This window comes from Terrabacter sp. 2YAF2, assembly GCF_052114705.1.
Taxonomy (GTDB): Bacteria; Actinomycetota; Actinomycetes; order Actinomycetales; family Dermatophilaceae; genus Terrabacter.
The window spans coordinates 1-23,291 of record NZ_JBFRFG010000019.1; the positions used below are offsets into that span (position 1 = coordinate 1).

Annotated in this window: 24 protein-coding genes and 2 rRNA genes; 13 read left to right on the top strand and 13 right to left on the bottom strand. The window is 71.1% G+C overall.

Going from position 1 to position 23,291, the window contains the following annotated elements; all coding sequences use genetic code 11:
- The 4 genes from AB4030_RS17885 to AB4030_RS17900 form a co-directional block, all read left to right on the top strand.
- Positions 1–90 (top strand): 23S ribosomal RNA (locus AB4030_RS17885); the annotation flags it as partial.
- Positions 91–171: 81 nt separating this feature from the next.
- Positions 172–288 (top strand): 5S ribosomal RNA (rrf, locus tag AB4030_RS17890).
- 95 nt (positions 289–383) lie between these two features.
- On the top strand, positions 384–770 hold the full coding sequence (locus AB4030_RS17895) for a cupin domain-containing protein (protein ID WP_442280560.1): 387 nt from the start codon (positions 384–386) through the stop codon (positions 768–770).
- Positions 771–778: 8 nt separating this feature from the next.
- Positions 779–1,918, top strand: coding sequence for an adenosine deaminase (locus tag AB4030_RS17900; protein WP_442280628.1), 1,140 nt, complete (start codon positions 779–781; stop codon positions 1,916–1,918).
- Between the two features lie 57 nt (positions 1,919–1,975).
- Here AB4030_RS17900 and AB4030_RS17905 read toward each other — a convergent pair whose 3' ends face one another.
- From AB4030_RS17905 to deoC, 5 genes are read right to left on the bottom strand one after another with little or no spacing between them, the layout of a single operon-like run.
- A complete protein-coding gene (locus AB4030_RS17905) occupies positions 1,976–2,671 on the bottom strand; it encodes an aspartate/glutamate racemase family protein (RefSeq protein WP_442280561.1) in 696 nt (231 codons plus the stop codon).
- Positions 2,668–3,348: a uridine kinase family protein gene (locus AB4030_RS17910; protein WP_442280562.1), complete on the bottom strand. Its 681-nt coding sequence runs from the start codon at positions 3,346–3,348 to the stop codon at positions 2,668–2,670. The genes AB4030_RS17905 and AB4030_RS17910 overlap by 4 nt, the downstream gene beginning before the upstream one ends.
- Positions 3,349–3,352: 4 nt before the next feature.
- Positions 3,353–4,240, bottom strand: a complete 888-nt coding sequence (locus AB4030_RS17915) for an aldehyde dehydrogenase family protein (RefSeq protein ID WP_442280563.1) — start codon at positions 4,238–4,240, stop codon at positions 3,353–3,355.
- Positions 4,237–5,709: an aldehyde dehydrogenase family protein gene (locus AB4030_RS17920; protein WP_442280564.1), complete on the bottom strand. Its 1,473-nt coding sequence runs from the start codon at positions 5,707–5,709 to the stop codon at positions 4,237–4,239. Before AB4030_RS17920 ends, AB4030_RS17915 begins: the two co-directional genes overlap by 4 nt.
- 52 nt (positions 5,710–5,761) lie before the next feature.
- Positions 5,762–6,748, bottom strand: a complete 987-nt coding sequence (gene deoC / locus AB4030_RS17925) for a deoxyribose-phosphate aldolase (protein ID WP_442280565.1) — start codon at positions 6,746–6,748, stop codon at positions 5,762–5,764.
- A gap of 55 nt (positions 6,749–6,803) precedes the next feature.
- Between deoC and AB4030_RS17930 the strand changes: the two genes are divergently transcribed.
- Positions 6,804–7,478, top strand: a complete 675-nt coding sequence (locus AB4030_RS17930) for a PH domain-containing protein (RefSeq protein WP_442280566.1) — start codon at positions 6,804–6,806, stop codon at positions 7,476–7,478.
- Between the two features lie 50 nt (positions 7,479–7,528).
- Here the strand turns inward: AB4030_RS17930 and AB4030_RS17935 are convergent, their stop codons facing one another.
- Complete coding sequence (locus AB4030_RS17935; protein ID WP_442280567.1) at positions 7,529–9,214, bottom strand: phospho-sugar mutase; 1,686 nt, start codon at positions 9,212–9,214, stop codon at positions 7,529–7,531.
- Positions 9,214–10,047, bottom strand: a complete 834-nt coding sequence (locus tag AB4030_RS17940) for a purine-nucleoside phosphorylase (protein WP_442280568.1) — start codon at positions 10,045–10,047, stop codon at positions 9,214–9,216. Before AB4030_RS17940 ends, AB4030_RS17935 begins: the two co-directional genes overlap by 1 nt.
- 90 nt (positions 10,048–10,137) lie before the next feature.
- Here AB4030_RS17940 and AB4030_RS17945 point away from each other — a divergent pair, with 90 nt between their 5' ends.
- Entirely contained in the window at positions 10,138–11,550 is a 1,413-nt protein-coding gene (locus AB4030_RS17945) for an NAD(P)H-quinone dehydrogenase (RefSeq protein WP_442280569.1), read from the top strand.
- Here the strand turns inward: AB4030_RS17945 and AB4030_RS17950 are convergent, their stop codons facing one another.
- Positions 11,551–11,772, bottom strand: a complete 222-nt coding sequence (locus tag AB4030_RS17950) for a hypothetical protein (protein ID WP_442280570.1) — start codon at positions 11,770–11,772, stop codon at positions 11,551–11,553.
- A gap of 116 nt (positions 11,773–11,888) precedes the next feature.
- On the opposite strand from AB4030_RS17950, the gene AB4030_RS17955 reads away from it, so the two are divergent.
- Complete coding sequence (locus tag AB4030_RS17955) at positions 11,889–12,305, top strand: antitoxin (RefSeq protein WP_442280571.1); 417 nt, start codon at positions 11,889–11,891, stop codon at positions 12,303–12,305.
- A gap of 95 nt (positions 12,306–12,400) precedes the next feature.
- Here the strand turns inward: AB4030_RS17955 and AB4030_RS17960 are convergent, their stop codons facing one another.
- The gene (locus AB4030_RS17960; protein WP_442280572.1) at positions 12,401–14,185 is read right to left on the bottom strand and encodes an acetyl/propionyl/methylcrotonyl-CoA carboxylase subunit alpha; all 1,785 of its coding nucleotides are present in this window, start codon (positions 14,183–14,185) and stop codon (positions 12,401–12,403) included.
- 118 nt (positions 14,186–14,303) lie between these two features.
- On the opposite strand from AB4030_RS17960, the gene AB4030_RS17965 reads away from it, so the two are divergent.
- From AB4030_RS17965 to kynA, 3 genes are read left to right on the top strand one after another with little or no spacing between them, the layout of a single operon-like run.
- Complete coding sequence (locus AB4030_RS17965; RefSeq protein ID WP_442280573.1) at positions 14,304–15,146, top strand: aldo/keto reductase; 843 nt, start codon at positions 14,304–14,306, stop codon at positions 15,144–15,146.
- 47 nt (positions 15,147–15,193) lie between these two features.
- A complete protein-coding gene (locus AB4030_RS17970) occupies positions 15,194–15,715 on the top strand; it encodes a DUF3806 domain-containing protein (protein WP_442280574.1) in 522 nt (173 codons plus the stop codon).
- Positions 15,716–15,737: 22 nt separating this feature from the next.
- On the top strand, positions 15,738–16,613 hold the full coding sequence (gene kynA, locus AB4030_RS17975) for a tryptophan 2,3-dioxygenase (protein ID WP_442280575.1): 876 nt from the start codon (positions 15,738–15,740) through the stop codon (positions 16,611–16,613).
- On the opposite strand, the gene AB4030_RS17980 is transcribed toward kynA, so the two are convergent.
- The 4 genes from AB4030_RS17980 to AB4030_RS17995 all read right to left on the bottom strand — a co-directional run bounded on the left by AB4030_RS17980 (position 16,545) and on the right by AB4030_RS17995 (position 19,198).
- On the bottom strand, positions 16,545–17,252 hold the full coding sequence (locus AB4030_RS17980) for a helix-turn-helix domain-containing protein (protein ID WP_442280576.1): 708 nt from the start codon (positions 17,250–17,252) through the stop codon (positions 16,545–16,547). The two genes, kynA and AB4030_RS17980, sit on opposite strands and share 69 nt — an antisense overlap.
- 211 nt (positions 17,253–17,463) lie before the next feature.
- Positions 17,464–17,919: a SufE family protein gene (locus AB4030_RS17985; protein ID WP_442280577.1), complete on the bottom strand. Its 456-nt coding sequence runs from the start codon at positions 17,917–17,919 to the stop codon at positions 17,464–17,466.
- A 4-nt stretch (positions 17,920–17,923) separates the two neighbouring features.
- The gene (locus AB4030_RS17990) at positions 17,924–18,802 is read right to left on the bottom strand and encodes a sulfurtransferase (RefSeq protein ID WP_442280578.1); all 879 of its coding nucleotides are present in this window, start codon (positions 18,800–18,802) and stop codon (positions 17,924–17,926) included.
- A gap of 12 nt (positions 18,803–18,814) precedes the next feature.
- Entirely contained in the window at positions 18,815–19,198 is a 384-nt protein-coding gene (locus AB4030_RS17995) for a MerR family transcriptional regulator (RefSeq protein ID WP_442280579.1), read from the bottom strand.
- Positions 19,199–19,283: 85 nt separating this feature from the next.
- Here AB4030_RS17995 and AB4030_RS18000 point away from each other — a divergent pair, with 85 nt between their 5' ends.
- Genes AB4030_RS18000 through AB4030_RS18010 form a run of 3 tightly spaced genes read left to right on the top strand, consistent with a single transcriptional unit; the run spans position 19,284 to position 23,291 of the window.
- Positions 19,284–20,462: an acyl-CoA dehydrogenase family protein gene (locus AB4030_RS18000; RefSeq protein WP_442280580.1), complete on the top strand. Its 1,179-nt coding sequence runs from the start codon at positions 19,284–19,286 to the stop codon at positions 20,460–20,462.
- Positions 20,459–22,030, top strand: coding sequence for an acyl-CoA carboxylase subunit beta (locus AB4030_RS18005; protein ID WP_442280581.1), 1,572 nt, complete (start codon positions 20,459–20,461; stop codon positions 22,028–22,030). Before AB4030_RS18000 ends, AB4030_RS18005 begins: the two co-directional genes overlap by 4 nt.
- Positions 21,984–23,291 (top strand): hypothetical protein, encoded by a 1,308-nt coding sequence (locus tag AB4030_RS18010; protein ID WP_442280582.1) that lies wholly within the window; start codon positions 21,984–21,986, stop codon positions 23,289–23,291. The genes AB4030_RS18005 and AB4030_RS18010 overlap by 47 nt, the downstream gene beginning before the upstream one ends.

The window sequence follows — 23,291 nt, forward strand, 5'->3', positions numbered from 1 at the left end:
CCCAGCTAGACTACTGGGTTGATAGGCCGGATGTGGAAGCACAGCAATGTGTGGAGCTGACCGGTACTAATAAGCCGATAACTTGACTTACAAAGATGCTACGCGTCCACTGTGCGGTTCCCGAGATACAAACGGGAACACCACCCACTKRATTTGATATCTCCATAGAGTTTCGGCTGTCATAGCGAAGGGGAAACGCCCGGCTCCATTCCGAACCCGGAAGCTAAGCCCTTCAGCGCCGATGGTACTGCACTGGTGACGGTGTGGGAGAGTAGGACGCAGCCGGACACACATTCACGACAACCCCGCCAGCCCCGCTGGCGGGGTTGTCGCATATCCAGACCCTTTTCCCCCGGCCTGCGTCTGGGTCTAGGGTTGGGATCGTGCCTGAACTCATCCCCTCTCCGACCCGTATCCCCGTTCCCGGTGGCAAGGTCATCGACGAGCACGTCGGCGCCGTCAACACCCCCGCCGCAGGTCTGCAGTCGTCGGTCTCGGTGGCCCGCATGGTCGCACCTGCCGGCTGGTCCGAGCCCTTCCAGACCCCCGAGTTCGACGAGATCACGCTCGTTCTCGCGGGGGCGGTGATCGTCGACCATGACGGTGGCGCCCTCGAGGTGACCGCCGGACAGTCCGTCGTCACGCGTGGGGGAGAGCGCATCCGCTACTCGTGTGGCCCCGAAGGGGCGGAGTACGTCGCGGTCTGCCTCCCGGCCTTCAGCCCCGAGACGGTGCACCGGGACGAGGACTCCGCCGGAACGCAGGCGTGAGCCAGCGGATGAGCGTCCACGACCTGCAACAGGCACCCAAGGTCCTGCTGCACGACCACCTCGACGGCGGCCTCCGTCCGCAGACCATCATCGAGCTGGCCGCGGACGTCGGCTACGACGCCCTTCCGGCCTCCGAGGCCGGGGCGCTGGGCACCTGGTTCCGGGAGAGCGCCGACTCCGGCTCCCTGCCGCGCTACCTCGAGACGTTCGACCACACCCTGGCCGTCATGCAGACCCGGGAGGGCCTCTTCCGCGTCGCCAGCGAGTGCGCGCAGGACCTCGCCGGCGACGGCGTCGTCTACGCCGAGAGCCGCTACGCCCCCGAGCAGCACCTGACGCGTGGCCTGACGCTCGAGGGCGTCGTCGAGGCGGTCAACGCCGGCCTGCGCGACGGCGAGGCCAAGGCTGCGGCTGCGGGCCACCCCATCCGGGTCACGTCGCTGCTGACGGCCATGCGGCACGCCGCCAAGTCCACCGAGATCGCCGAGCTCGCGATCCGCTACCGCGACCAGGGCGTCTCGGGCTTCGACATCGCCGGAGCCGAGGCGGGCTACCCGCCCACCCGTCACCTCGACGCGTTCGAGTACCTCCGTCGCGAGAACTTCCACTTCACCATCCACGCGGGCGAGGCCTTCGGTCTGCCGTCGATCTGGGAAGCCATCCAGTGGTGCGGCGCGGATCGGCTCGGCCACGGGGTGCGGATCGTCGACGACATCACCATCGACGGCTCACCCTTCGCCGAGTGGGTCGAGGGCAACCAGGACGACCCGGCGGCGCTGACGTCGCTGGAGCTCGATCGGGTGCGGCTGGGTCGGCTCGCGGCCTACGTGCGGGACAAGCGCATCCCCCTGGAGATGTGCCCCAGCAGCAACCTGCAGACCTCGGCGGCCCTGTCCATCGCGTTGCACCCGATCACACTCCTGCGCCGCCTGCGCTTCCGCGTCACCCTCAACACCGACAACCGCCTCATGAGCGACACGTCGATGACCAGGGAGGCCACGCTGCTGTGCGACGAGGCCGGCTGGACCCTCGAGGACCTGCGCTGGGTGACCATCAACGCGATGAAGTCGGCCTTCATCCCCTTCGACGAGCGTCTCGAGCTCATCGACGGCGTCATCAAGCCGGGGTATGCCGCCCTCGGCTACTGACGCACCCGCCGTCACCTCGGCCCGGCGGCCACGGCACACGGCATACGACGGGCGCCGTCAGGCGGGATCGAGCGCCGCTGTGACCGCGGCCTCGACGTGCAGGCGGGTGGTCGGGAAGACGGGCACGGCCGAGTCGGACTCGTCCACAAGGAGCTCGATCTCCGTGCAGCCGAGGATGATCCCCTCCGCGCCGGCGGCCACCAGCCGCCCGATCACCTGTCGGTAGGCCTGCCGGGACTCCTCGGTGACGATGCCGAGGCACAGCTCGTCGTAGATGACGCGGTGGACCAGACCGCGGTCCTCCGCGTCGGGGACGATGACCGTGAGCCCGTGGCTGGCGAGACGGTCACGCAGGAACGTCTGCTCCATCGTGTATGCCGTCGCGAGCAGGCCCACCCGGCCGATGGCCGCCGCGCGCACCGCGGCAGCCGTCACGTCACCGATGTGCAGCAGCGGGATCGAGACCGCAGCCTCGATGGCGGGAGCCACCCGGTGCATCGTGTTGGTGCACAGGACGAGCAGCTCGGCCCCGCCGGCCTCGAGCCCGGCCGCGGCAGTCGCGAGCAGCGCGCCGGCCTCGTCCCACCGGTCCCCGGCCTGGAGACGCTCGATCTCGGCGAAGTCGACGGAGTGGAGCAGCAGCCGGGCGGAGGCGAGCCCGCCGACCCGCTCCCGCACGAGCTCGTTGGCCAGGCGGTAGTACACCGCGCTCGACTCCCAGCTCATCCCGCCGAGCAGGCCGACGAGCCTCACGGCGTGGTGCCCGCCCGTAGCAGCGTCCCGAGCTCGGCCTCGGCCTGGCGCGGGTGGATGCACCGCGCCCCGTCGGCCTGGGCCTCGGCGACGACGTGGGGCTCGTCGCGCCACAGGGCAAGTCCACGGCGCAGCAGGATGTGCGGCGGTTTGCGTCGCTCGGACAGGTCGCGCACGAAGCGGCGCAGGGCCGTCAGGGTGCGGTTCTGCCGCACGCACAGGGCGTCGGCGAGCAACCCCTCACGACGGAGCCGCTCCACCAGCCGGCCGGCGAAGAGCCCCTCGGCGAGGACGTAGTCGGTGGGGCGCGCCTCGAGCACGTGCCGGCCCGTCACCGCGGACGCGCCGATGTCGTAGACGGGCACCTCGACCCGGCCCTCGTCGACGAGCTGACGCAGGGCGTCGACCGCGGACTCCGTGTCCCAGGAGTCGGGGTGGTCCCAGTCCGGGATCCCCAGGGGGGAGCGGGGCAGCCTCGGGTCGTGGTCCTCGCGGTAGAAGTCGTCCAGGCGCACGACGGGCCACCCGTGCGCGGCGCTGAGCCGAGCCGACAGGCGGCTCTTGCCGGCCCCGCTGGGACCGGTCAGGAGGATGACGCGGCGCCGCCCGGGACGCCCGGGTGGGTCACCCTCGGGACCACCGCTGCGGTGGTCGACCGACGCCTCGCCTCCGCCCACCGGTTCAGAGACCCTTGGGGTGCCAGACGGTCTTCGTCTCGACGAAGGCGCGGATGCGGGACAGGCCCGGGTCGGCGGTCCAGTCGGGCTCGACGGTGTCGCCGTCCTGCACGGCGGGCCGCAGGACGCGCTTGAGGTTGCCGGCCGCGTCCGCCTCGAGAGCGGCCCAGTCGACGCCCTCGGCGCCGGCGACACCGGTCAGGTCGATGGCGTTGACGTCCCGGTGGGAGGCCAGCCACGAGGCGACCTCGGCGGTGCGCGCGGTGATGAGGTTGACGACGCCGCCCGGGACGTCGGAGGTGGCGAGCACCTCGCCGAAGGTGATGGCCGGCAGCGGCCGGTCGGCCGACGTGACGACGACCGCGGTGTTGCCCGTGGCAATGACCGGGGCGACGACAGAGACGAGCCCGAGCAGCGAGGAGGCCTGCGGCGCAAGCACGCCCACGACTCCGGTCGGCTCGGGCGCCGAGACGTTGAAGTAGGGCCCCGCGACCGGGTTGAGGTTGCCGAGCACCTGGGCGATCTTGTCGGTCCACCCGGCATACCAGACGACGCGGTCGACCGCGGCGTCGACGACGGCGGAGGCCGCGCGGGACGTGAGGCCCTCGCCGGCACTGATCTCGTCGACGAACTGGGCCCGGCGCCCCTCGAGCACCTCGGCGACGCGGTAGAGCACCTGCCCGCGGTTGAACGCGGTGGCTCCCGCCCAGCCCGGGAACGCGCCACGGGCGGCGACGACCGCGTCGCGCACGTCCTTGCGCGAGCCCATCGAGGCGTTGGCGAGGAACTGCCCGGAGGCCGAGACAACCTCGTACGAGCGGCCGGACTCGCTGCGGGGGAACTTCCCGCCGATGTAGAGCTTGTAGGTCTTGCGCACGTCGAGGCGGCTCATCGGGTGGCTCCCGTCAGGGTCGCAGGGGCAGTGGTCACGTAGGCCTCCAGCCCGTGCCGACCGCCCTCGCGGCCGTACCCGGACTCCTTGTAGCCGCCGAAGGGCGAGCTGGGGTCGAAGCGGTTGAAGGTGTTGGCCCAGACGACGCCGGCCTTGAGCTGGTCGGCCATCCAGAGGATGCGCGAGCCCTTCTCGGTCCAAACACCCGCGGAGAGGCCGTATGCCGTGTTGTTCGCCTTTGCGACCGCCTCCTGGGGCGTGCGGAAGGTCAGCACGGTCAGCACCGGCCCGAAGATCTCCTCCGTCGCGACCCGGTGGGTCTGCGAGACGCCGGTGAGCAGCGTCGGGGGGTACCAGAAGCCCTTGGTCGGCAGCGTGCAGGCCGGGCTCCACCGCTCGGCGCCCTCGGCGACACCCGCGTCGACAAGGGCCGTGATGCGGTCGAGCTGCTCGCGCGAGTTGATCGCGCCGAGGTCGCTGTTCTTGTCGAGCGGGTCGCCGACGCGCAGCGTTTGGAGCCGCCGCTTGAGCTTGGCGATGACCTGGTCGTGGATGTTCTCCTGCACGAGCAGGCGCGACCCGGCGCAGCAGACCTGACCCTGGTTGAAGAAGATGCCGCCGACGATGCCCTCGACGGCCTGCTCGATCGGGGCGTCGTCGAAGATGATGTTCGCGGCCTTGCCGCCGAGCTCGAGGGTGGCCTTCTTGGCCGTGCCGGCGATGGACCGGGCGATGGTCTTGCCGACCTCGGTCGAGCCGGTGAATGCGATCTTGTCGACGTCCGGGTGCTCGACGAGCGCCTGGCCCGTGCGTCCGTCGCCGGTGACGATGTTGACGACACCGGCGGGCAGCTCGGCCTGCTGGCAGACCTCGGCGAAGAGCAGGGCGCTGAGCGGCGTCGTCTCGGCGGGCTTGAGCACGACGGTGTTGCCGGTGGCCAGGGCCGGCGCGACCTTCCACGCGAGCATGAGCAGCGGGAAGTTCCAGGGGATGATCTGCCCGACGACGCCGTGCGCGCGAGCGGGGGCGCTCCCGGGAGTGGAGAGGCCGGCATACTCCAGCTTGTCGGCCCAGCCCGCGTGGTAGAAGAAGTGCGCGGCGGCCGTCGGGACGTCGAAGTCGCGCGTCTCCTTGATCGGCTTGCCGTTGTCGAGCGACTCGAGCACGGCGAACTCGCGGGCGCGCTCCTGCAGGATGCGGGCGATACGGAAGAGGTACTTGCTCCGCTCGGCGCCGCTCATCCGGCCCCAGACGCCGTCATAGGCGCGCCGGGCGGCGGCGACGGCCTTGTCGACGTCCTTGGGGCCGGCCTGGCTCACCTCGGCGAGGACCGTCTCGTCCGCGGGGTTGATCGTCGGGAAGGTCGCCTTGGGGCGCGTGAAGCCGCCGTCGATGAAGAGGCCGTAGGACTTCTCGATCGTGACGATGGCGCGCGACTCCGGCGCGGGGGCGTACTCGAACTTCGGCATCAGGATGTCTTTCGTGGGCGCGGTCGTGTGAGGCGCTGTCGTGGGGAGCGGGTCAGTCGATCGTCACGTAGTCGGCGCCGGAGTAGGCACCCGTGGTGAGCTTCTGGCGCTGCAGGAGGAGGTCGTTGAGCAGGCTCGAGGCCCCGAAGCGGAACCACTCGGGCGAGAGCCAGTCGTCGCCGGCGATCTCGTTGACCATGACGAGGTACTTGATGGCGTCCTTGGTGGTCTTGATGCCGCCAGCCGGCTTGACGCCGACCTGGCTGCCCGTGAGGTCGCGCCAGTCGCGCACGGCCTCGAGCATGATCAGGGTGACGGGCAGCGTGGCCGCGGGCTGGATCTTGCCGGTGGACGTCTTGATGAAGTCGGCGCCCGCGAGCATCGAGAGGTAGGACGCGCGGCGGACGTTGTCGTAGGTGACGAGCTCGCCGGTCTCCATGATCACCTTGAGGTGGGCGGTGCCGCAGGCGGCCTTCACCTCGGCGATCTGGTTGAAGACCGTGAGGTGGTCGCCCGAGAGGAACGCGCCCCGGTCGATGACCATGTCGATCTCGTCGGCGCCGGCCTCGACGGCGTCGCGGGTGTCGGCGAGCTTGACGGCCATGCTCGCGCGGCCCGAGGGGAAGGCCGTCGCGACCGCCGCCACGTGGATGCCGCTGTCGCCGAGGGCCGCCTTCGCGGTGGCGACCATGTCGCCGTAGACGCAGACGGCCGCGGGCCGGGGCGTCGTCGGGTCGAGCGGGTCGGGCACGAGGGCCTTGGCGCACAGCGATCGCACCTTGCCGACGGTGTCGGAGCCCTCGAGCGTCGTCAGGTCGATCATCCCGATGGCGGTGTCGATGGCCCAGGCCTTGCTCGTCGTCTTGACCGAGCGGGTGCCGAGGGCGGCGGCACGCGCCTCGCAGCCGACCTGGTCGACACCGGGCAGGCCGTGCAGCCACGAGGTCAGGGCATGGTTGGTCAGGCGTGACACCCCGAGGACGTCCCGCGCCTGGGCGGTGAGGTCCTGCGCGGTGCGCGTCGTGGTGCTAACTGTCACCACCGGAGTCTATCCGCCTGATGAGACGGGCCGTGACGCGTGAGAGAGTCTGACCGTGAGTCCCGAAGTGCCCCAGCCGCCCGCCGAGCCGCCGGCCGAGCCGCCCGTCACGGAGCCCGAGCGTGCCGACCGTGAGCCTGAGCTGCGCGACGCGCGGACCCTGCGTCCCCAGTCCGCGGTCGTCGTCGGCGTCCTCGGTGGTCTCGCCGGGCTCGCCCTGCTCATCCCGGCCCTGCTCACCGCGCCACGCAGCTGGACCCTCATCTCGACCGTCGTGCTCGCCCTCGTGCTGATCTGGCTCTTCGTCGTCCGGCCCTGCGCCGTCATCCACGCCGAGGGGATCCGTCTCGTCAACCCGCTGCGCGTCGTCGACGTCACGTGGCCGGCCATCACCGAGGTCCGCTCGCGCTGGGCGCTCGAGCTCGTCGTCGAGGGCCGGCGCTACACCGCGTGGGGGGTTCCGGCCGATCCCGGTCGGCCGAGGCACGGTCGCGGCCTGCTGACCCTCGGGGCCAACAAGGTCCGCGGCAAGGGGACCACCGAGACGCCGTCGACCTCGAAGGTCGAGGCGCAGGCGGTCGCCGCCGAGGTCGAGGAGCGCATCGGCGCCGATCGCAGGCGCAAGGACGGCCGCACCCCGCGCATCGCCCACCAGATGTGGGACCCGGTGGCCGTCGGCCTGCTGCTGGCCGCCACCGCCTTCTTCGTCCTCGGGACCTTCGTCGTCTGACCTCGCCGCCCGCGCACGCCCACATCAGGGGCGTACGCAGGTGGCACCCCTCAGAGGGACGTCAGGGGCTCGAAGTCGGCGCGGACACGGGCGAGACGGGTCTCGGCCACCGCGCGTGACTCCGCCAGCGTGGCCGCCGTCGCGACGGGTTCGATGACCTCGAGGTAGACCTTGACCTTGGGCTCGGTGCCGCTCGGACGGACGATGACCCGGGAGCGGTCGGCGAGGTGGTAGCGCAGCCCCTCGGTCGGCGGCAGCCCGCCGTCCCCGCGGCTCAGGTCGTCGGTGCGGGTGACCTCGACGCCGGCCACGGTCGTCGGCGGCTCGGCCCGGAGGCGGGCCATGAGCGTCTCCGTCTGGGCGAGGTCCGACACCCGCACGGAGAAGGAGTCGGTGGCGTGCACCCCGTGCTCGACGTAGAGCTCGTCGAGCAGGTCGGTGAGGGTGCGGCCCTCGGCCTTCTGCGTGGCTGCGAGCTCGGCGAGCAGCAGGGCGGCGCTGACGCCGTCCTTGTCGCGCACGATCTGCGGCGCGACGCAGTAGCCGAGGGCCTCCTCGTAGCCGTAGCGCAGGCGGTCGACCCGCGAGATCCACTTGAAGCCGGTCAGGGTCTCCTCGTGGCGCAGCCCGGCCGCCTTGGCGATCGACGCGAGCAGGCGCGAGGACACGATCGAGTTGGCGAAGACGTCGCGCCGAGAGACGCCCCGTCGCACGATGTGGGCCCCGAGGAGCGCGCCGACCTCGTCGCCCCGCAGCATCCGCCAGTCCCCGAGCGCCGGGTCCAGGACCGCCGCCGCGCACCGGTCGGCGTCGGGGTCGTTGGCGATGACGAGGTCGCACCCGACCGCACGGGCGCGGGCGAGCGCGAGGTCGATGGCGCCCTTCTCCTCGGGGTTGGGGAAGGCGACGGTCGGGAAGTCCGGGTCGGGCACCGCCTGCTCGTCGACGACGACCGGAGCCGGGAAGCCGGCCTGGACGAAGGCGGTGTGCACCGTCGTGTGCCCGACGCCGTGCAGGCTCGTGTGGACCGTGCGCAGGTCTCGCGGCGAGGCGGGGTCGACGACGCTCACGACGGCGTCGACGTAGTGCTCGACGAGGTCGTCGCCCAGCGTCTTCCACCCGTCTGCGGCGCGCGGCACGTCGGCCACCCGCTCCACCCGCGCGATGTGGGCGGCGATCTGGCTGTCTGCCGGCGGCACGATCTGGCTGCCGTCCCCGAGGTAGACCTTGTAGCCGTTGTCCTGCGGCGGGTTGTGGCTCGCGGTGACCATGACGCCGGCGTCGGCGCCGAGGTGGCGGATGGCGAAGGCGAGGACGGGGGTCGGCAGCGGCTGGGGGAGCAGCAGCGCGCGGCCCCCGGCGGCGACGACGACGGCCGCGGTGTCGCGGGCGAAGACGTCGGAGTTGTAGCGCGCGTCGAAGCCGATGACGACCGTCGGCGACTCGCCGGCCCGGCCCTCGGCCTTGAGGTATGCCGTGAGGCCGGCTGCCGCTCGGATGACGACGCTGCGGTTCATCCGGTTGGGGCCGGCGCCGAGGGCGCCACGCAGCCCGGCCGTGCCGAACTCGAGCAGACCGGACATGCGGTCGGCTAGGTCGGCGGCCGCCGCCTCGTCGCCCTCCGACGCGCGGGCGAGGACGGCGTCGAGCTCGGCTCGCGTCGTCGGGTCGGGGTCGTCGTCGCGCCAGGCCCGCGCAGCGGCATACAACGTCTCGGCGGTGTCGGGGGCGGTCATCAGAGGCGACCCACGACGTCGGCGAGCAGGCGCCCGCAGCGTTCGGCGGCCGCCTGACCCGCCTCGAGCACCTCGGCGTGGCTGAGCGGCTGGTCGGAGATCCCGGCGGCGAGGTTCGTCACGAGCGAGATGCCGAGGACGTCGAGGCCGCTCTGGCGGGCCGCGATGGCCTCGAGCGTCGTGGACATGCCAACGAGGTCGCCGCCGATCACCTTGGCCATCTGCACCTCGGCCGGCGTCTCGTAGTGCGGCCCGCGGAACTGGACGTAGACGCCCTCGTCGAGGTCGCCATCCACCTCGCGCGCGATGTCGCGCAGGCGCGGCGTGTAGAGGTCGGTGAGGTCGACGAAGTTGGCGCCCTCGATGGGGGAGTGGGCCGTGAGGTTGATGTGGTCGCGGATGAGGACCGGGGTGCCGGGACGCCACGCCGGGTTGAGGCCGCCGCAGCCGTTGGTGAGCACGATGGTCCCGCACCCCGCGGCCTTGGCCGTGCGCACCCCGTGGACGACGGCGCGCACGCCGCGGCCCTCGTAGAAGTGGGTGCGCGTGCCGAAGACGAGGGCGCGCCGCCCGGTGTCACCGATGGCGACCGAGCGCATGCTGCCCGAGTGGCCCGCGACGGCGGCCGCGTGGAAGCCCGGCACGTCGGCGTTGTCGACCGTCGCGAGCGTCTCGCCGATGAGGTCGGCCGTCTGGCCCCACCCCGAGCCGAGCACGAGCGCGACGTCGTGGTGGTCGACGCCGGTGCGCTCCGCGATGACGGCGGCCGCGTCGGCGGCGACGTCGAAGGGGTCGGTGGCGGGGTCACTGAGATCACGGTGGGAACGGGTCACGCTGAGGACTCTAGCGAGGTCGTCCGCGCGCCGGCACGAATCCTCGGCAGCCTCCGGGGCCCGGTCGGCGCCGCTCCCCGGGATGGTTGGATGGACCCCGTGATCACGCGCGAGACGTCGGTTGTCATCATCGGCGGCGGCCCCGGAGGCTACGAGGCGGCCCTCGTCGCCGCCCAGCTCGGCGCCCAGGTCACCGTCGTCGAGAAGGACGGCCTCGGCGGGGCCGCCGTGCTCACCGACTGCGTGCCGAGCAAGGCCCTCATCGCCACCGCCGACTACATGTCCGACTTCCGGACGGCGTCACACCTCGGTGTGCGGCTGCAGGACGACGACGGCGACGAGGTCTCCGACGCCGTTGCCCAGCCGCACACCGTCAACGGCCGGATCCTCGAGCTCGCCGCCGCGCAGAGCGCTGACATCCAGGGCAGCCTCGAGCAGGTCGGCGTCACCGTGCTGCGCGGCACGGCCCGGATCGTGGGCCGCGAGCGCGTCGTCGCCGAGCTCGCGGACGGCACGACGAGCGAGCTGCCCGCCCACGTCGTCCTCCTCGCCACCGGCGCCGCACCCCGGGTCATGGACACGATGCGCCCCGACGGCGAGCGGATCCTGACCTGGCAGCAGATCTACTCCCTCGACGAGCTGCCCGAGCGCGTCGTCGTCATCGGGTCCGGCGTCACCGGCGCCGAGCTCGCGCAGGCCTACCTCGGCCTCGGCTCGCAGGTCGTCCTCGTGTCGTCCCGCGACCGGGTGCTGCCGGGCGAGGACGCCGACGCCGCCACCGTCATTGAGGACGTCTTCCGCAAGCGCGGCATGGAGGTGCTCAACAAGTCGCGGGCCGCCTCGGTCGAGCGCACTGCCGACGGCGTCGTCGTCACTCTCGTCGACGGGCGCGCCGTCGAGGGCTCGCACGCCCTGCTCGCCGTCGGGTCCGTGCCCAACACGGCGGGACTGGGTCTCGAGGAGGCCGGTGTCGAGCTCAGCCCCTCCGGGCACATCCAGGTCGACCGGGTCTCGCGCACCAGCGCCCCGGGGGTGTATGCCGCCGGCGACTGCACGGGGGTGCTGCCCCTGGCGTCCGTGGCGGCCATGCAGGGTCGCATCGCCATGTGGCACGCGCTCGGCGACGCCGTGTCGCCCCTCAACGTGCGCGGGGTCGCCGCCAACGTCTTCACCGAGCCCGAGATCGCGACCGTCGGCATCAGCCAGAACGCCGCCGACGAGTCCCAGGACGTGGAGTCCGTGACGCTGCCGCTCGGCCGCAACCCGCGCGCCAAGATGCAGGGCATCTCCGACGGCTTCGTCAAGCTCTTCTGCCGCAAGGGCTACGGCACGGTGCTCGGCGGCGTCGTCGTGGCCCCCAAGGCGTCCGAGCTGATCTACCCCGTGGCGCTCGCCGTGCAGAACCGGCTCAGCGTCGACCAGGTGTCGAGCACCATCACGGTCTATCCGTCGCTGTCCGGCTCGATCGCCGAGGCCGCGCGCCAGCTGCACCAGTCCGACTGATCAGCCGGGCTCATCCGTCGACGGCGGCCGGTCACGCTCCTCGCGCTCGAGCTCGGCGAGGCGATCCTCCTCGGCCCAACGTTCGCGCCGGCGACGGGACGCCGACTCGCGAAGCTTCTTCTGGAGCGGGTAGAAGATCGCGCCGAGGATGACGAGGATGACGAGGTTCGTCACCGAGAAGACGGGCTGGGCGGTCGTCGCGGTCGGGAGGGTCGCAAGCACATGAGAAGTGTGCCAGAGGCGTAGCGTCGAGCCGTGACGGCGTCGTCGTCACGTCGGGGTCGCCGCCCGCCGTCGGACGGCGGTCCTGAGCAGGTCGGACCGTGGAGGCACACGCAGTGAGCGACTGGATCCAGAAGGCCAAGGACTTCGTCAAAGGCCATCCCGAGCAGGCCCAGCAGGGACTCGACAAGGCCGAGGAGCTCATCAACGAGCGCACGGCCGGCAAGTACGCCGACCAGGTCGACCAGGGCAGCGACAAGCTGAAGGAGACGCTCGGCCTGCCGCCCGACGCCGAGGGCACGATCCCGCCGGCTGCTCCGGAGCCGCCCGTCCCGCCCGCACCGCCGGGCACCCCGCAGCCACCGGCCACACCGCAGCCGGTCCCGGAGCCCGGGCCGGTCCCGACGCCGGAGCCCGGCCCCGGGCCCGTCGAGCCGATGCCCCCGGTCGACCCGAACGATCCCGCCCCCGTCGACCCGCACGTGCCCGGGAGCCCCGGCCCGTCGGAGATCCCGCCCGCGGACCGGGGCTGAGCAGGGTCCGCTCTCACCGACGGCGGACCACGTGACGAGGGCCGACCCGCTACACGGCGGGTCGGCCCTTCGTCGTCGTCCAGGTGTAGCGGCGCTCAGCCCTCGCCGGCGTCCTTGATCTCGGCGAGCACCGCGCCCGACGTGACGGTCTCGCCGACCTTCGCGGTCAGGCCGGAGACGACGCCGGCCTTGTGGGCGGTGATCGGCTGCTCCATCTTCATCGCCTCGAGGACGATGACGAGGTCGCCCGCGGCGACGGTCGCGCCCTCCTCGACGGCGATCTTGACGATGGTGCCCTGCATCGGGGCGGTGAGCGAGTCGCCGGAGGCGGCGCCCCCGGACTTGCCGCCACCGGACCTTTTGGGCGCCTTCTTCTTCGCCGCTGCGCCGCCGCTGCCGCCACCGAGGGAGAGGCCCCCGGGCAGCGAGACCTCGAGGCGCTTGCCGCCGACCTCGACGACGACGGTCTGGCGCTCCTCGGCCTCGTCCGCGTCGGCCGAGCCCCCGGCATACGGCTCGATGGTGTTGTCGAACTCGGTCTCGATCCAGCGGGTGTGGATCGTGAAGGGCTTCCCGTCGGCCGGCGCGAAGGCCGGGTCGGCGACGACCGCGCGGTGGAACGGGACAACGGTCGGCATGCCCTCGATGGTCAGCTCGGCCAGGGCGCGGCGGGAGCGCTCGATGGCCTCCTCGCGGGTGCGGCCGGTGATGACGAGCTTGGCGATCATCGAGTCGAACGCGCCGGCGACGGTGTCGCCCTCGACGATGCCGGCGTCCCAGCGCACGCCCGGGCCCTGCGGCACGACCATCCGGCTCACGGTGCCCGGAGCGGGCAGGAAGCCGCGGCCGGCGTCCTCGCCGTTGATGCGGAACTCGATGGAGTGGGCGTGCGGCTCGGGGTCGCCGTAGTCGAGGGACTCGCCGTTGGCGATGCGGAACTGCTCGCGCACGAGGTCGATGCCGGTGACCTCCTCGGTCACGGGGTGCTCGACCTGCAGGCGGGTGTTGACCTCGAGGAAGCTGATGTCACCGGCCGGCCCGACGAGGAACTCGCACGTGCCGGCGCCGACGTAGCCGGCCCCCTTGAGGATGGCCTTGCTCGCGCGCAGCAGCTCGGTGTGCTGCTCCTCGGTGAGGAACGGCGCGGGTGCCTCCTCGACGAGCTTCTGGTTGCGGCGCTGGAGCGAGCAGTCGCGGGTCGAGACGACGACGACGTTGCCGTGCTGGTCGGCCAGGCACTGGGTCTCGACGTGGCGCGGGTGGTCGAGGAAGCGCTCGACGAAGCACTCGCCGCGGCCGAAGGCCGTCACGGCCTCGCGCACCGCCGAGTCGTAGAGGTCGGGGATCTCCTCCATGGCGCGCGCGACCTTGAGGCCGCGGCCGCCGCCGCCGTAGGCCGCCTTGATCGCCACCGGGAGGCCGTGCTCCTTGGCGAACTCCACCACCTCGTCGGCGCCGGAGACCGGGTCCTTCGTGCCGGGCACGAGCGGGGCGCCGGCCTTGGTCGCGATGTGGCGCGCCTTGACCTTGTCGCCGAGGGAGTCGATCGCCTCGGGCCCGGGGCCGATCCAGATGAGCCCTGCGTCGATCACGGCCTGGGCGAACGACGCGTTCTCGGCGAGGAAGCCGTAGCCGGGGTGCACGGCGTCGGCGCCGGCCCGGCGGGCGATGTCGAGCAGCTTCTCCTGGACGAGGTAGCTCTCACCGGGGGTCGAGCCCCCGAGGGCGTACGCCTCGTCGGCGACCTTGACGTGCAGGGCATCCCGGTCCGGCTCGGCGTAGACCGCCACCGAGGCGATCCCGCTGTCCGTGCACGCCCGCGCGATGCGGACGGCGATCTCACCACGGTTTGCGATCAGGACCTTGCTGATGGATGGCATGGCTCGGACTCTATCGGGCCGACGTCGCGTCGCCCCTGTGTCCTCAGGCGTATTCCCGGTCGTCTCAGAGTGAGGTCCGGCACATCACCGGTGCCAGCGCCGACCTAGCGTGAGTGGCATGACGACACACCAGTCAGCACCCACGCTCGCTCTCGGCCACGCCTCCACCCCCGGCCTGTCCATCCCGCAGGTCGGTTTCGGTGTCTGGGAGGTCCCGGACGCGGACGTCGACGCCGCCTTCGGCCGCGCCCTCGAGGTCGGCTACCGGCACATCGACACGGCGCGCATCTACGGCAACGAGGAGGGCGTCGGCCGTGTCCTCGGTCGCGAGGACGTCGACCGCGACGACGTTTTCGTCACCACGAAGGTCTGGAACGACGACCACGCGGACGTCCCGGCCGCCTTCGACGCCTCGATGAAGCGCCTCGGGATCGACGTCCTCGACCTCTACCTGATCCACTGGCCGGCGCCGCAGCAGGACGCCTACGTCGACGCGTGGAAGGCCATGCTCGACCTCCAGCGCGAGGGGCGGGTCCGCTCCGTCGGGGTCTGCAACTTCCAGGTGCCGCACCTGCAGCGACTGCTCGACGAGACCGGCGTCCTGCCTTCTGTCAACCAGGTCGAGCTGAGCCCCTACCTCCAGCAGCACGAGCTCCGCGCCTTCCATGCCGAGCACGGCATCGTCACCGAGGCGTGGAGTCCGCTGGCGGTCCGCGCCGGCCTGCTCGACGACCCGGTCGTCGCGCAGCTCGCCGCCAAGCACGAGGTCACCCCCGCCCAGCTCGTCCTGCGCTGGCACGTCGAGCTCGGCAACGTCGTGCTGACGCGGTCGGTCACCCCGGCGCGGATCGCCGAGAACGTCGAGATCTTCGGGTTCGCCCTCGGCGACGACGACCTCGAGGCGCTGGCCGGGCTCGACCGCGGCACCCGCACCGGCCCCGACCCGGACACCTTCGGCTGACCCGCCTGACCTGACCCGGTCGCGTCCGAGCCACTAGATTGGCGGGCATGGGACTGTTCTCGCGGAAGAGCAAGGACGACACCTCTGTGCCGACGGACGCGACCGCGGTCGCCGAGTTCGAGGCCGCTGAGGGCGACGACGCGCTGACCCCCGACTTCACGGGCCGGCCGGTCGCCAACCCGCTCGGCGACGACGAGCGCGCCCGCATCGCCACCGCACTCGAGCACGCGGCTGCGGAGGGCGTGGACGTCGACGACCTCTCGTCCATCGGGTCCCACTACGACGCCGCCTTCCGGCGGTGGTCCGACGAGGGCGGGTCGGGCGAGGGCCCCGACGTCATCGTCGAGACGTATGCCGTCGCCATCGGTGAGTACCTGGCCCGCCACAGCGCCCGGGACTGGGCGGTCGTCACCGACGTGTTCGGCACCGACCTGGGGCTGGTCGCGGCACGAGCCGACACGGTGGTCGTGCCGCACAACCTCGTCGGCGCCCGGTGGATGCGTGGTGAGACCGGATGGGTGCCCGGCGTCGTCTCGCACCTCGTGAGCATCCGCCCGCGCTCGCGCTGACCCGGCCCCTAGGATCGCGGGCATGGACAACGCTGCCCACGGCGGGCTGGACCGGCGCAGCAAGCGCGACCTGGAGGAGGGCATCCAGCGGGACTTCACGCGCAAGATGTCATACGGCGACTACCTCCGCCTCGACACGCTGCTCAGTGCGCAGCAACCGCTGAGCGAGCCGCCACAGCACGACGAGCTGCTCTTCATCATCCAGCACCAGACCTCCGAGCTGTGGCTGAAGCTGCTGATCCACGAGCTGCGCTCAGCCAGGAACCTGCTCCGCGACGACCAGCTGGGCCCGGCTCTCAAACGACTCGCGCGGGTCAAGCACATCCAGCACACGCTCACGGACCAGTGGTCGGTGCTCGCGACGCTGACGCCGAGCGAGTACGCCGAGATCCGGCCCTTCCTCGCCACGAGCTCGGGCTTCCAGTCGGCGCAGTACCGCGAGGTGGAGTTCCTGCTCGGCAACAAGAACGCCGACATGGTGGCGGTCTTTGCGCACGACGAGGCAGCCCGGGAGGCGCTCGACGAGCTGTTGCACGAGCCGAGCCTCTACGACGAGTTCCTCGCCTACCTCGCTCGACGTGGGTATGCCGTGCCGTCGGCCCTGCTGGACCGTGACTGGACCCAGCCCTACCGCCTCGACGAGAGGCTCGTCGACGTCTTCGCTGGTGTCTATGCCCAGCCGAACGAGCACTGGGGTGTCTACGAGACGTGCGAGGAGCTGGTCGATCTCGAGGACAACTTCCAGCAGTGGCGGTTCCGTCACCTCCAGGTCGTCCAGCGCACCATCGGGCAGAAGACGGGCACCGGAGGCTCGACGGGCGTCGACTTCCTACGACGAGCGCTCGACCTCACCTTCTTCCCCGAGCTGTACGAGGTCCGCACTCGCATCGGGGGCTGACGACCGGGCAGCGAGGAGTCGTCGCCAGAGGTCGCCGGTCTGGGGCTCGCACTGGCACGGGCACTCGGTCACGCACACCTCTTCGAAGCACGCGTCGAGGCACTCACACACGAGATCCGGCGCCGGCGGCGCATCAACCCGCGGCTGTCGGCCGCGCATGAGGCGTCGTCGCAGGGCGAGCTCGTTCTCCGTCGGGTGGTCGGCCGGTCGCTCCCGGAGCGGCGCGTCCTCGGCACCACGCTGGTCGCGAGCGGTTCGGTGCTGGAACCAGCCCTGCGCGTCGGGTCGGTCGTAGCGCGGGAACGCCCACCGCTCGTACGGCACCTCGTCCGGGGGCGCCACGTCGAGATGCGCGGGGAACCGGCGCCCCTGGTTGTCGCGCACCGTGTCGACCGGGACCGGTGTCACCTCGTGACCCGCGGCGTCGAGCACGGCCAGCCGCAGCTCAGCCAGGGCAAGCATCCGCTCATAGAGGTCCAAGGTCGGCGCGATGAGCCCGGACTCGATTCGACTGACCGTACTCGGCGACAGCCCGACCCGGGCGGCCAGGTCACGCTGGCTGAGGTCTGCCAGCCGACGCACCCGCACGACGTACCGACCTGCCTCGCCGTCGCGCTCGGGAAGTGCTCTCTCGCTCATGGACGCAGGTTGCACGCCCGTGCCGACAGTGGACCCGGCTGTCGGCGAGTTTTCCACAGGCAGCCATGAAGCATGGAGCCATCCCGATCGCTACGTCAGTGCTGCGTGGGGTGCAGCAGTGACGTAGGGGTCGGCGGGGGTTGGGTCTGGGTTGCTACGTCAGTGCTGCGTGGGGTGCAGCAGTGACGTAGCGCGCCGTCGATGACCTGACTCAGGTGGCGGTCTTGGCGCGGACCTGGCGTTTGATGCGGGCGAGCATCGCGACCATGCCGCGCATGCGCAGGGGGGACACCGCTTCCGCGAGGCCGAATCGCATCGGGGCGTCGTCGGGCACGGCGAGCACCTCGGCTGCGGAGAGGCCGTCGAGGCCCTCACGGAGGATGCCCGCGAAGCCGCGCGTCGTCGGGGCCTCGGCAGGCGCGTCGAAGAACAGGCTGACGACTCGATCGTCGAGGGACGCGCCGTCACCCACCTCGACGGTGAGGAAGAGCGGCGACTGGCACTCGTCGACGCGTTCGAGCTGGTCGAGGTGGCCGGCATACCGCTCGGGCAGGCCGGGCAGCTCGTCACTGAACTCCAGCAGCAGCTGCAGCTTGAGGTCGTTGCTGGCCGAGCGGAAGTCCTCGGCGATCTCGGCCAGCGACGCGGGCAGGGCGGTCTCGGTCACGGGTTCACCTCTCGATCGGGACGCGCACGGCGTTGCCCCACTCAGTCCACGAACCGTCGTAGTTGCGCACCGCCTCGAAACCCAGCAGGTGCGTCAGGACGAACCACGTGTGCGACGAGCGCTCGCCGATGCGGCAGTACGCGACCACGTCGTCCGAGGGCGTGAGTCCCTGCTCCTGCAGGTAGATCGCCTCGAGGTCCTCACGGGACTTGAACGAACCGTCGTCGTTGGCCGCGCGTGCCCACGGCACCGACTTGGCGCCGGGGATGTGTCCGCCGCGCATCGCGCCCTCCTGCGGGTAGTCGGGCATGTGCAGCAGCTCGCCCGAGTACTCGCCGGGGGAGCGGACGTCGACGAGTGGCTTGCCGAGGTGGGCGAGCACGTCGTCCTTGAACGCCCGGATCGGGGCGTCGTCCCGGTCGGCCACGGGATAGTCCACCGACGTCGCGGTCGGCACGTCACGGGTCAGCTCGCGGCCCTCAGCGATCCACTTGGCACGGCCGCCGTCGAGCAGCCGGACGTCCTCGTGCCCGAAGAGGCTGAAGACCCACAGCGCGTAGGCCGCCCACCAGTTGCTCTTGTCGCCGTAGATGACCACGGTCGTGTCGCGCCGGATCCCGCGCGAGCCCATCACCTCGGCGAACCGGGCGCCGTCGACGTAGTCGCGCGACACCTGGTCGTTGAGGTCGGCGTGCCAGTCGATCTTGAGGGCGCCGGGGATGTGACCGGTCTCGTAGAGCAGCACGTCCTCGTCCGACTCCAGCAGCACGATCCCGTCGGGGCCGCCGATCCGGCCGGCCGCGACCTGCTCCGCGAGCCAGTCGGTGGTGACGAGGCGCTCGGGGTGGGCATAGGCGGAGATCTTCGTGTCTTCGGCGCTCATGGGCCCATCGTGTCACGCGAGCTTGTCGAGATCCTCACGGCATCGTCGCTCGAACTCGCCCAGCTCGGCGATGGCGTCCTGGATGTCCCGCAGCCGCTGGTCGAGGTCGGCCCGGCGCTCGTCGATCTGGCCGAGGACGTACTCGAGCTGGGCGCGACGGCCCCGAGGCGCGTCGAACAGGTCGATGATCGTGCGGATCTCCTCGAGCGGGAAACCCAGTCGCTTGCCCCGCAGGATGAGGCCGAGACGCGTCCGGTCCCGACGGTGGTAGATCCGCTGCGTCCCACGGCGCTCGGGGGAGATCAGGCCGAGGTCCTCGTAGTGGCGCACGGTCCGGTGCGTGACGTCGAACTCCTCCGCCACCTCGGCGATGGTCCAGGTCGGCGCACTTGTCATGAGGTCGATAGTGCTTTACGTTTACGTCAACGTCAAGCACGCGTCACGAGCGCATGATGGCGGCGACGATCTCAGGAGAACAGCGATGTTCGAGCTCAGCCAGGACCACGAGGACTTCCGGATGGTCGTCCGCGACTTCGCCGAGAAGGAGGTCGCGCCCAACATCGCCAAGTGGGACACCGCCGCCTTCTTCCCGACCGACCTGGTGCCCAAGATGGGTGACCTCGGCCTGTTCGGCCTCGTCGTCCCGGAGGAGTTCGGCGGCGCGGGCGACGCCGGCGACTTCACGAGCCTCTGCGTCGCCATCGAGGAGCTCGGCCGCGTCGACCAGTCCATCGGTATCACGCTCTCCGCCGGGGTCGGCCTCGGCATCAACCCGATCCTCACCTACGGCAGCGAGGAGCAGAAGCAACGCTTCCTGCCCGACCTCGTCTCGGGCCGCGCGCTCGCCGGCTTCGGCCTCACCGAGCCCGAGGCCGGCTCCGACGCCGGAGCCACTCGCACCCGCGCCGTGCGCGACGGTGACGAGTGGGTCATCAGCGGGGCCAAGGCGTTCATCACCAACTCCGGCACCGACATCACCTCGGTCGTCACCGTCACCGCGCGCACCGGCACGAACGAGGACGGATCGCCCCAGATCTCGGCGATCATGGTCCCGGCCGGAACGCCCGGCTTCGTCGTCGAACCGGCCTACCACAAGCTCGGCTGGCACGTGTCCGACACCCACGGCCTCACATTCGAGGACTGCCGCGTCCCGGCTGACCACCTCCTCGGCGCGGAGGGGGAGGGCTTCAAGCAGTTCCTCAAGACCCTCGACGACGGTCGCATCGCCATCTCGGCGCTCGCCGTCGGCTGCGCCCAGGCGTGCCTCGAGCTCGCCACCGACTACGCCAAGACCCGCACGGCCTTCGGTCGTCCGATCGGCGTCAACCAGGGCGTCTCCTTCCAGCTGGCCGACCTGGCCGTCATGGTCGAGGGCGCGCGCCTGCTGACGTACAAGGCCGCCTGGCTCAAGGACGAGCTCCACGCCGGCAAGCGCTCGGTCAAGGAGGTCAAGCAGGCAGCCGCCATTGCCAAGCTCTATTCGACGGAGGCCGCCGTCGCCGCCACCCGCATCGCGACGCAGGTGTTCGGTGGCAACGGCTTCATGGAGGAGTTCCCCGTCGCACGCTTCTACCGCGACGCGAAGATCCTCGAGATCGGTGAGGGCACCTCCGAGGTGCAGCGGATGCTCATCGCCCGTGGCCTGGGTCTGCCGGCATGAGCGCAGCCGCGTCGATCTCGAACCCCCACGGCGACCCGCGCGTCGCCGACGTCCGGGCCCGTCTCGCCGCGGCCCACACCGCGTCGGCCAGCGCGCCCGACAAGGCGCAGGCCAAGCTCGACGCCCAGGGCAAGATCTACGTCCGCGACCGCATCGCCCTGCTCTTCGACGAGGGCAGCTTCGTCGAGGACGGCCGCTATGCCAACGCGCTCCAGCCCGGGCTGCCGGCCGATGGCGTGGTCACCGGCCGTGGCACCGTCGACGGTCGCCCCGCGATCGTCATCGCCAACGACCCGACGGTCAAGGCCGGCTCCTGGGGCTCGCGCACGGTCGAGAAGATCGTCCGCGCCACCGAGATGGCGCTGCGCGAGGAGCTGCCCGTCTTCTGGTTCGTCGACTCTGCGGGTGCCCGCATCACCGACCAGGTCGAGATGTTCCCCGGCCGCCGCGGCGCCGGTCGCATCTTCCACAACCAGGTGGCGCTCTCGGGCAAGGTGCCGCAGATCTGCTGCCTCTTCGGTCCGAGCGCCGCGGGCGGGGCCTACATCCCCAGCTTCTGCGACCTCATCATCATGGTCGAGGGCAACGCCTCGATGTACCTCGGCAGCCCCCGCATGGCCGAGATGGTCGTCGGCGAGAAGGTCTCCCTCGAGGAGATGGGTGGCGCCCGGATGCACTGCACCGTCTCCGGGGTCGGCGACCTGCTCGCGCACGACGACGCCGAGGCCATCGAGCTGGCCAAGCTCTACTTCTCCTACGTCCCCGGCAGCTGGCGCGACCACCCGCCGACGTATGCCGCCGAGGCACCGGGCACGCCGCTCACCCCCGAGACCGTGCCCGAGCGCGAGTCGGTGCCCTTCGACATCCACGACGTCATCGACGGGCTCGTCGACGACGACTCCTTCTTCGAGCTCAAGCCGCTGTGGGCGGGCGAGCTCGTCATCGGCTTCGGCCGCCTCGAGGGCCAGACCGTCGGCATCGTCGCGAACAACTCGATGGTCAAGGGTGGCGTGCTCTTCACCGACAGCGCCGACAAGGCCGCGCGCTTCATCTGGCTGTGCGATGCCTTCAACGTGCCGCTCGTCTACCTGGCCGACGTGCCGGGCTTCATGATCGGCTCGGAGGTCGAGCGGGGCGGCATCATCCGCCACGGGGCCAAGATGGTCAGCGCGGTCTCGTCCGCCACGGTGCCGCAGTTCTGCGTCATCGTGCGCAAGGCCTACGGCGCCGGGCTCTACGCCATGGGCGGTCCCGGCTTCGGACCCGACGCGACCATCGCCCTGCCGACCGCCCGGATCGCCGTCATGGGTCCGGAGGCCGCCGTCAACGCCGTCTACGCCAACAAGATCGCCGAGATCGCGGACCCGGACGAGCAGGCACGGTTCGTCGCGGACCGCCGTCGCGAGTATGAGGAGGACGTCGACATCGAGCGTCTCGCGGCCGACCTGGTGCTCGACTCCATCATCGAGGCGGATGAACTGCGCTCGGACCTCGTGCGACGACTGGCTTATGCTTCCCGGCGTGACCGTCACTTCAGCGAGCGCCGACGCGCCGTCCCGCCGGTCTGAGCCGCGTCTCGGTCGCCGCCTCGAGCACCCCGACCGGGCGGTCGAGGCGAAGCAGCCGTTCTGGCGACGCTTCCCGGTCTGGTTCCCGTTCGCCGTCTTCGCGGTCTCGCGCGTGTTCGTCTGGGTGGCGGCCACCTACCTCTCGCGCTACCAGATCCCGCTGCCCATCGGGACGGCGAACATCCGGATCTTCTACCCCACCCCCGCGGACCCCGGCTACAACGCCGTCATGACCGGCTGGGACGGCCAGTGGTACCGCGTCATCGCCGAACACGGCTATCCCGCAGTCCTGCCCCGCGTCGGCTGGGGCGGCATCGACATGAACCCGTGGGCGTTCTTCCCGGTGTTCCCCATGACGGCCGGGCTGGTCATGAAGGTCACCGGGCTGGGCTTCACCGTCGTCGCACCGGTGCTGTCGACGGCCATCGGTTTCGCCGCGATGCACGTGCTCTTCAAGCTCGTCGACCAGGCGGTCGGGCGCTGGGAGGCGATCGTCGCCGTCGTCGCGACCTGCTTCTTCATCGCCTCCCCGGCGTTCTCGGCGTCCTACACCGAGTCCACCGCCCTGCTCGGCGTCGTCACGGTGCTCTGGCTGATGCGGAAGCGGCAGTACTGGTGGGTCGTCCTCGCGCTGCTCGTGCTCTCGCTGAGCCGCAACGTCGTCATCGCCATGGTGCCGGTCATCGTCGCCCACTGGGTCGTGCGCTGGCGTCAGGGTGACGAGGGAGAGCACCCGGTGCGCCTGCGCGTCGGACTGGGGGCGCTCGCGGCATACGCCGGCGCCCTGACGTGGCTCTGGCCGACGATCGTCACGATCGCGACGGACACCCCCAACGCGTACAACGACACGATGCTCGCCTGGAACATCGAGACGAAGATCAAGCTCTACCTCTGGTGGAACCTGCTCTACGACTACTGGGGCGTCATCGGTCAGGTCGCCGGGGTGCTCGGTGTCGCGGCATTCACCTGGTTCATGCTCTCGAAGAACTCGTGGCGCTGGGGTCCGGAGATCTGGGGCTGGGCCGGCGCCTACCCGGCCTACATCATCCTCGTGACGAGCACGACCCCGAGTCGCGTGCGCTACGCCCTGCTCGCCTTCCCGATGACGCTGGTCATCGCGTGGTTCCTCAAGCTGCGCTGGTGGGGGCGCTACCGCTACTGGCTGCTCGGGCTCATCGTCGTCGTCGGCGCGGCCCAGATGTGGTGGTGGACCGAGCACTACCTCGTCATCGAGAACCTCACCGACGACCTCTACCCCTGA